Annotated in this window: 8 protein-coding genes; 5 read left to right on the top strand and 3 right to left on the bottom strand. The window is 63.6% G+C overall.

Annotated elements, in window-relative coordinates; genetic code table 11:
• Window positions 1–283, bottom strand: a 283-nt coding sequence (locus GEV05_30025; GenBank protein MPZ47523.1) for a hypothetical protein, incomplete at its 3' end; no start/stop codon positions are given.
• A 327-nt stretch (window positions 284–610) separates the two neighbouring features.
• On the opposite strand from GEV05_30025, the gene GEV05_30020 reads away from it, so the two are divergent.
• Window positions 611–1501 carry a PEP-CTERM sorting domain-containing protein gene (locus tag GEV05_30020; protein ID MPZ47522.1) on the top strand — a complete coding sequence of 297 codons (891 nt, stop codon included), beginning with the start codon at window positions 611–613 and terminating at the stop codon, window positions 1499–1501.
• Here GEV05_30020 and smpB read toward each other — a convergent pair.
• On the bottom strand, window positions 1484–1927 hold the full coding sequence (smpB, locus tag GEV05_30015) for an SsrA-binding protein SmpB (protein MPZ47521.1): 444 nt from the start codon (window positions 1925–1927) through the stop codon (window positions 1484–1486). The genes GEV05_30020 and smpB overlap by 18 nt on opposite strands.
• A 105-nt stretch (window positions 1928–2032) precedes the next feature.
• Here smpB and GEV05_30010 point away from each other — a divergent pair, with 105 nt between their 5' ends.
• Both GEV05_30010 and GEV05_30005 read left to right on the top strand, forming a co-directional pair.
• Window positions 2033–2470: a ubiquinone-binding protein gene (locus GEV05_30010; protein MPZ47520.1), complete on the top strand. Its 438-nt coding sequence runs from the start codon at window positions 2033–2035 to the stop codon at window positions 2468–2470.
• The gene (locus tag GEV05_30005; protein ID MPZ47519.1) at window positions 2457–2759 is read left to right on the top strand and encodes an RnfH family protein; all 303 of its coding nucleotides are present in this window, start codon (window positions 2457–2459) and stop codon (window positions 2757–2759) included. The genes GEV05_30010 and GEV05_30005 overlap by 14 nt, the downstream gene beginning before the upstream one ends.
• 244 nt (window positions 2760–3003) lie before the next feature.
• Here GEV05_30005 and GEV05_30000 read toward each other — a convergent pair whose 3' ends face one another.
• The gene (locus GEV05_30000) at window positions 3004–3456 is read right to left on the bottom strand and encodes a DUF4124 domain-containing protein (GenBank protein ID MPZ47518.1); all 453 of its coding nucleotides are present in this window, start codon (window positions 3454–3456) and stop codon (window positions 3004–3006) included.
• Window positions 3457–3642: 186 nt separating this feature from the next.
• Here GEV05_30000 and guaB point away from each other — a divergent pair, with 186 nt between their 5' ends.
• Window positions 3643–5106, top strand: a complete 1464-nt coding sequence (gene guaB / locus GEV05_29995) for an IMP dehydrogenase (GenBank protein ID MPZ47517.1) — start codon at window positions 3643–3645, stop codon at window positions 5104–5106.
• Window positions 5107–6668, top strand: a 1562-nt coding sequence (gene guaA / locus GEV05_29990) for a glutamine-hydrolyzing GMP synthase (protein ID MPZ47516.1), incomplete at its 3' end; no start/stop codon positions are given.

Here is a 6668-nt window from a genome sequence, read left to right as displayed (position 1 = left end):
GCCGTCGCTCGTCATCGCTGGCATGCTGCCCGGATGCGCGTCGCCGCAGACGGACGCGGCGCTCGAAAGGAACGACATTGGGAAAGGTCAAAGGAGAGTCCAAACCCGCCGCTGTCTTGGACTGGGCGAGTGCCTCGATCCGCTCGAGGATTTTGCGCTGGTTGCCGGTGATTATTTCAACCGCCAGGTGGACGCAGCGTTCGACCTGGCTGGAAAGCGAATAGATGCAAAACACAATGACGACAAAAGACCCGAGCAACAGCCAGATCAGCCAATCCCCCATCGACCCGCTCCTTGTGCGTGCATTGCGAGCCTCTTGCTGCATCCCATTGGGATGGGCCCGCGTTTTTCGCGAGACGAAGCAAGCAACGGGCCAGTGAGATTGAGCCCTGGCTCGTCAATCTGTTAGGCTTCACATCCAACAAGAATACTGTCTTCAGTGTCAAAAAAACTGACACGGTCTGCCTTCCGGGTTCGCCTCTTCGCCGCAGTTGCTGCGGGCACCACCAACCGCGTTCTCGAGGCTTTGATTTCGACGCACCCCTTGCCTGCGAGAGGCCCGAGCGCGGGGGGCACTCACGTCATTCGCTGCTGGGTCGGAATCGCATTCATGCTGCTTGCATGGAACGTATCCGCAGAGGGCGAGCGTCGAATCGAAGTGCTTTGGTACACCTATGCGGATCCGATGTCGCGCTATCGAAGCATGATCCGTAGTCTGGCCTCGGTGGTGCATACGATTCCAGCGAGCGGCGGTATTCGATGGCATCTCACCTTCTTCGATCCAACGACGCCCCGGCCCGCCTTCGAGCGCTTCGATGTGCTGGTGATCCAGAGCGGAGAGGCATTTCTGACCGGGGACGAGAACGAAAAGACGAACATGGTTCCCGATTTTCGCAGCATTCTGAGTAACCGGAGATACATCGAGCGGGCGCGCGGGGACCGAACCTTTCTCACCGGTTCCGACGCGGATCTGCATGCCATGGTGGGAGATACTGGCAATGCGCCCGTCAAGGAGGGGGGTTTTCGCATCACGTGCAATCCGGTTTTCGTCGCAACGACGTGCTGGGACGGCGCGGCCGGTCACGTGATCAATGCAATCAATTGGGCCGCGGGCGGACGAGGCCTGGGCATCGTGTCGTTCGTGGCCGCGGAGTTTCCCAACTCGCGTTGGTGGCTGCACCCGGACTCGTTCCTCCGAGAGGAACTGTCGGGACTGCGTTCGTATTCGAGTCTGGTGGTCGTGTTCGGGCCGGGACGGAGGGACAATGCGCCGGTCATCCCCTCTGCCATGTCGACCCATCGACTGAATGCCGGATTGACCTCCAAGGGACTGAGCAACTGGAACAATTCATTTCATGCCGGCTTCCGCCGTGCCATTCCAGGTTACGTGCCGGTGGTACTTTCCGGTCGTTATCCCGACCTCGCCCTCGCGATCGCGACGGACGGCACCCTGCGACACCGTGCCGCCGCTCGGCCAACTTCTTCACGAGGCCCGCAATAGCCGCTGCCGCTGCCGCTGCCAATCGCGCTCCCTCTCGCTCTCCCGCTTGTCGTGCTGCTTCTTGCCCTTGGCGAGCCCGACCTCGAGCTTGATGCGGCCCTTGACGTAGTGCATGTCGAGCGGAATGAGCGTGTAGCCAGAGCGCTCGACCGCTCCGATCAGCCGGTCGATCTCGCGCGCGTGCAGTAAAAGCTTGCGGGTACGCGTGGGGTCGGGCTGGAAGTGCGTCGATACCGTCGGCAGGGGCGTGATCGTGCAGCCGAGCAGCCACAGCGCGTTGTCCCGGACGATCACGTAGGCATCGCGAAGCTGCAGGCGCGCCGCGCGGATGGCTTTCACTTCCCACCCTTCGAGCACGATGCCGGCTTCGAACTTCTCCTCGATGAAGTAGTCGTGCCAGGCCTTGCGGTTGTTCGCGATGCTCATCGTGTGCTTTCGAATGCGCCGCTCGAGCGCGTTGAACCCTCGTAGGGATGGCTATATTCTATGCAGGCAGGCCCACGGGGAGGGCGAATATCAACACAGGCTTCGATGGCTCAAGTGGACAAGTCGGTTCTGGTCGAGTACTCGTGCGACGAGATGTACGCGCTGGTGCGAGACGTAGAGCAGTATCCGCGCTTTCTTCCCTGGTGCTCGGGTGCGAGCGTCACCGCCGTGGATTCGAACACCGAGCGTGCCAGGCTCGGTATCGACTATCACGGCGTGCGCACCAGCTTCACCACCGAAAACACGCACGACGAGCCCTCGAACATCGAGATCGACCTGCTGGAAGGTCCTTTTCGGCACCTGCACGGCAGCTGGCGTTTCACCCCGCTCGGGTCGGCGGCATGCAAGGTGCACTTGCGGCTGTCGTACGAGTTTTCCAACCGGATCCTGGAGAAGCTGGTCGGATCCGTCTTCGGCTACATCGCGAACAGCCTGGTGGAGGCGTTCGTCAAACGCGCTGTGCAGCTTCATGGGAGCCGGTGAGGCGATCGACGCGTTCGACGTGGAAGTGGTCTATGCGTTGCCCGATCGCCAGCGCAGGATCACCGTCAGAGTCGCTGCGGGAGCCAGCGTCGCGGAGGCGATCCGCCAGTCGGGCATATTGGACGAGTATGCCGAGATCGATCCGACACGGTGGAAGCTTGGCATCTTTTCGCGCCGGGTCGCGCCCGATTCCAAGGTGCGTGCCGGCGACCGGATCGAGATCTACCGGCCGCTCGTTGCCGATCCGAAAACCGTTCGGCGGGAACGCGCCAGAAGTCGCAAGGGCTGAAATACGTACTCGTCGCTCCTCAGCAGCGGTGGCCTCAACCGTACATCCTGGATTCCCGTTTGCACGGGAATGACAGGCTGCTCACCGCGCTGCTCCCGCATGCGCGTCGCTTGCGCGGGAATGAGGAAGTCGTCGCTCCCGAGAAATCGGGAGCCCAGGAAAGCCGATGCCTGGATCCGGCGTCCGCGGGAATGACGCGGTCAGTGTGTCCTTAGCTCGGTCGAGCGAACTCTTCGGGCGCGCGCTATTTGCACCAGCTCTCGATCGCGTGCTGGGCCTCCTGCTTGGCGCGCTCGCGCCCGGCGTCGTCAAGCGCGATGCGTTCGCCCTGAGCGTTCAACTGCACCATCCGCCCGCCGGATTCGAGCGCGGCAAGCTGGCCTGTCGCCTGGGTGCAGTTGCGCGCACGCGTTTGTTCGTCGTCGGCTGCCTTGGCCTGCTTCGCCTCGGCTTCCTTCTTTTCGACCAGCCGCTTGCGGAACTCGGCATCCCTGTCCGTGATCGACTTGGAAGCCGGCGGGGTGGCAGATGCTGGTGGCGCCGGTGCCTTGCGCAACTGCTGCACGTCCTTCGCGCCCGGGGGCGGTGGCGTGTCGCTATATTGAATCCGGCCGGATGCGTCCCGCCACTTGTAGGTCTGTCCCCAGGCAGTCGAGGCGAGCACCGCCAGGAGCAAAAAGAAAATGAATTGGCGCATGACTTCCCCCCACGTATCGGCTGTGGTTCGCAACTGCGACCCGGCAGCACGCAGTGTAGCAGACCGAATCTTCGGCTTCGCTTGGAGCTACCAGGCTTTTGCATTCCGATTCAACGCGCTGCGGCTCCCTCGTTTACCGGCCGAAACCGCTTCCGTATAATTCGCTCTTTGCGACGGACGCCTACGATGCGCATTGTCCAGAAGGCATTGACCTTTGACGACGTACTGCTGGTCCCCGCCCACTCCACCATCCTGCCGCGCGAAGTAAGCCTCGCCACCCAGCTCACCCGCGCCATCCGCCTCAACATCCCGCTCGTGTCCGCGGCCATGGACACGGTGACCGAGTCGCGCCTTGCCATCGCGATCGCCCAGGAGGGCGGCATCGGCATCATCCATAAGAACCTCCCGCCGCGCCTGCAGGCGGCCGAGGTTGCCAAGGTGAAGCGCTTCGAATCCGGGGTCGTCAAAGACCCGATCACCGTCTCGCCCGACATGTCGGTCCGCGACGTGTACGCACTCACCACGCAGCACAACATCTCCGGCCTGCCGGTGGTGGAGCGCGGCCGCGTCGTCGGCATCGTCACCAACCGGGACCTGCGTTTCGAAACCAACCTGGATCAGCCGGTGCGCCGCATCATGACGCCGCGCGATCGTCTCGTCACGGTGCGCGAAGGCGCGACGCTGGACGAAGCGAAGGCGCTCATGCACAAGCACCGGCTGGAGCGTGTTCTCGTGATCAACGGCGAATACGAGCTGCGCGGGCTGATGACCGTGAAGGACATCCTGAAATCGAGCACGCACCCGAATGCGTGCAAGGACCACCTGGGCCGGCTTCGTGCCGGAGCCGCGGTCGGCGTCGGCGAGGGCACCGACGAACGCGCGGCGGCGCTGGTCGAGGCGGGTGCCGACGTGCTGGTGGTCGATACGGCACATGGCCATTCGCAAGGCGTCCTCGACCGGGTGCGCTGGATCAAGAGCCGGTTCCCGGACATGCAGGTCATCGCCGGCAACGTGGGCACGGCCGACGGCGCCAAAGCGTTGCGCGATGCCGGCGCCGACGCGATCAAGATCGGCATCGGTCCAGGCTCGATCTGCACCACACGGATCGTAGCCGGTGTGGGCGTGCCGCAGATCTCGGCCGTGGCCAACGTGGCCGAGGCGCTTGCGGGATCGGATCTGCCGTTGATCGCCGACGGCGGCATCCGCTACTCCGGCGACGTCGCCAAGGCCTTGGCGGCGGGGGCATCCTCGGTCATGATCGGAGGCCTCTTCGGTGGCACCGAGGAGTCACCCGGCGAGATCGAGCTCTACCAGGGGCGCTCGTACAAGGCCTATCGGGGCATGGGGTCGCTTGCAGCGATGCAGCAGGGCTCGAGCGATCGCTACTTTCAGGACGACGAGGCCGCCAACCCGGAAAAGCTCGTTCCCGAGGGCGTCGAGGGGCGAGTGCCGTACAAGGGACTGGTCACACCGCTCATCCACCAGCTCATGGGCGGGTTGCGCGCCGCCATGGGCTATCTCGGTTGCGGCTCGATCGAGGAGGTTCGGACGCGCGCCGAGTTCGTCGAGATCAGCGCCGCCGGCATGCGCGAATCGCACGTGCACGACGTGCAGATCGTGAAGGAAGCGCCGAACTACCGGGTCGAGTAGATGCAGCACGCGAAGCTCCTGATTCTCGACTTCGGCGCCCAGTATTCGCAGCTCATCGCGCGCCGTGTGCGCGAGGCGCATGTCTATTGCGAGCTGCATCCGTACGACGTGGATGCAGCGTTCATCCGCCAGTTCAATCCGAGCGGCATCATTCTGTCTGGTGGTCCGGCTTCGGTGACGGAAGGCGAAACGCCGCGTGCGCCGCAAGTCGTCTTCGATCTCGGCGTGCCGGTGCTCGGCATCTGCTATGGGATGCAGACCATGGCGGCGCAACTCGGCGGCGAAGTCGAGCAGGGCGCCAAGCGCGAATTCGGCTATGCCGAGATTCGTGCCCGCGGCCATTCACGGCTTTTCCGCGACATCGAGGACCGCCGCAACGAGCAAGGCCACGGCCTGCTCGACGTATGGATGAGCCACGGCGATCGGGTGATCGCGCCGCCGCCCGGTTTCAAGGTGATCGGCAGCAACGCCGCCACGCCGGTTGCGGCGATGGCGGACGAAGAGCGGCGCTTCTATGGCGTGCAGTTCCACCCGGAAGTCACGCACACCCTGCAGGGAAAGAGCATCATCGAGCGCTTCGTGCTGGAGATTTGCGGGCTTTCCGGCGACTGGACCATGCCGGACTACATCGACGAGGCGATCGGGCGTATTCGCTCGGAAGTGGGCCGCGATGGTGTCGTGCTCGGACTATCCGGCGGCGTGGATTCTGCGGTGGCTGCCGTGCTCATTCATCGTGCGATCGGCGATCAGCTCACTTGCATATTTGTCGACACGGGACTCTTGCGCCTGAACGAGGCCGACGAGGTGATGCAAACATTCGCGCGCTCGCTCGGCGTGAAAGTGCGGCACGTCGATGCCTCCGAGCCGTTTCTGGGCAAGCTTGCCGGCGTCTCGGATCCGGAGCAGAAGCGCAAGATCATCGGCGCGGAGTTCGTCGAAGTCTTCCAGCACGAGGCTTCGCGGTTGGAAGGCGTGAAGTGGCTCGCGCAGGGAACGATCTACCCCGATGTCATCGAATCGGCGGGCGCGAAGACGCGCAAGGCGCAGAACATCAAGTCGCATCACAACGTCGGCGGACTGCCGGAGACGCTGCATCTGAAACTGCTGGAACCCTTGCGCGAGCTCTTCAAGGACGAAGTGCGCGAGCTCGGTCTCGCGCTCGGCTTGCCGCACGACGCGGTATTCCGTCATCCCTTCCCGGGGCCAGGGCTGGGCGTGCGCATTCTTGGCGAAGTGTGCCGCGAGCACGCCGACGTGCTGCGGCAGGCGGATGCGATTTTCATCGAAGAATTGCGCACCTCCGGCTGGTATGAGAAGACCTCGCAGGCGTTCGCGGTCTTTCTGCCGGTGCGCTCGGTGGGTGTGATGGGGGACGGAAGGACCTACGAGAACGTCGTTGCGCTGCGTGCCGTGCAGACTCAGGATTTCATGACGGCGCAGTGGGCCGAGTTACCGCACAGCCTCCTTGCCAAGGTCTCGAACCGGATCATCAACGAGGTGCGTGGGATCAACCGGGTCGTCTACGATATTTCCGGGAAGCCGCCTGCTACGATCGAGTGGGA

The sequence above is a fragment of the Betaproteobacteria bacterium genome (genome assembly GCA_009377585.1).
In the GTDB taxonomy this organism is placed as follows: domain Bacteria; phylum Pseudomonadota; class Gammaproteobacteria; order Burkholderiales; family WYBJ01; genus WYBJ01.
The sequence above is the reverse complement of the archived record's forward strand: the minus strand, read 5'-3'. Positions and strand labels throughout refer to the sequence as shown.

Bases quoted from the DNA above. Each gene is read 5' to 3' on its own strand.
- guaB (MPZ47517.1), top strand. From the start codon at position 3,643: ATGCGCATTGTCCAGAAGGCATTGACCTTTGACGACGTACTGCTGGTC.
- smpB (MPZ47521.1), bottom strand. From the start codon at position 1,927: ATGAGCATCGCGAACAACCGCAAGGCCTGGCACGACTACTTCATCGAG.
- GEV05_30005 (MPZ47519.1), top strand. From the start codon at position 2,457: ATGGGAGCCGGTGAGGCGATCGACGCGTTCGACGTGGAAGTGGTCTAT.
- GEV05_30000 (MPZ47518.1), bottom strand. From the start codon at position 3,456: ATGCGCCAATTCATTTTCTTTTTGCTCCTGGCGGTGCTCGCCTCGACT.
- GEV05_30020 (MPZ47522.1), top strand. From the start codon at position 611: ATGCTGCTTGCATGGAACGTATCCGCAGAGGGCGAGCGTCGAATCGAA.
- GEV05_30010 (MPZ47520.1), top strand. From the start codon at position 2,033: ATGGCTCAAGTGGACAAGTCGGTTCTGGTCGAGTACTCGTGCGACGAG.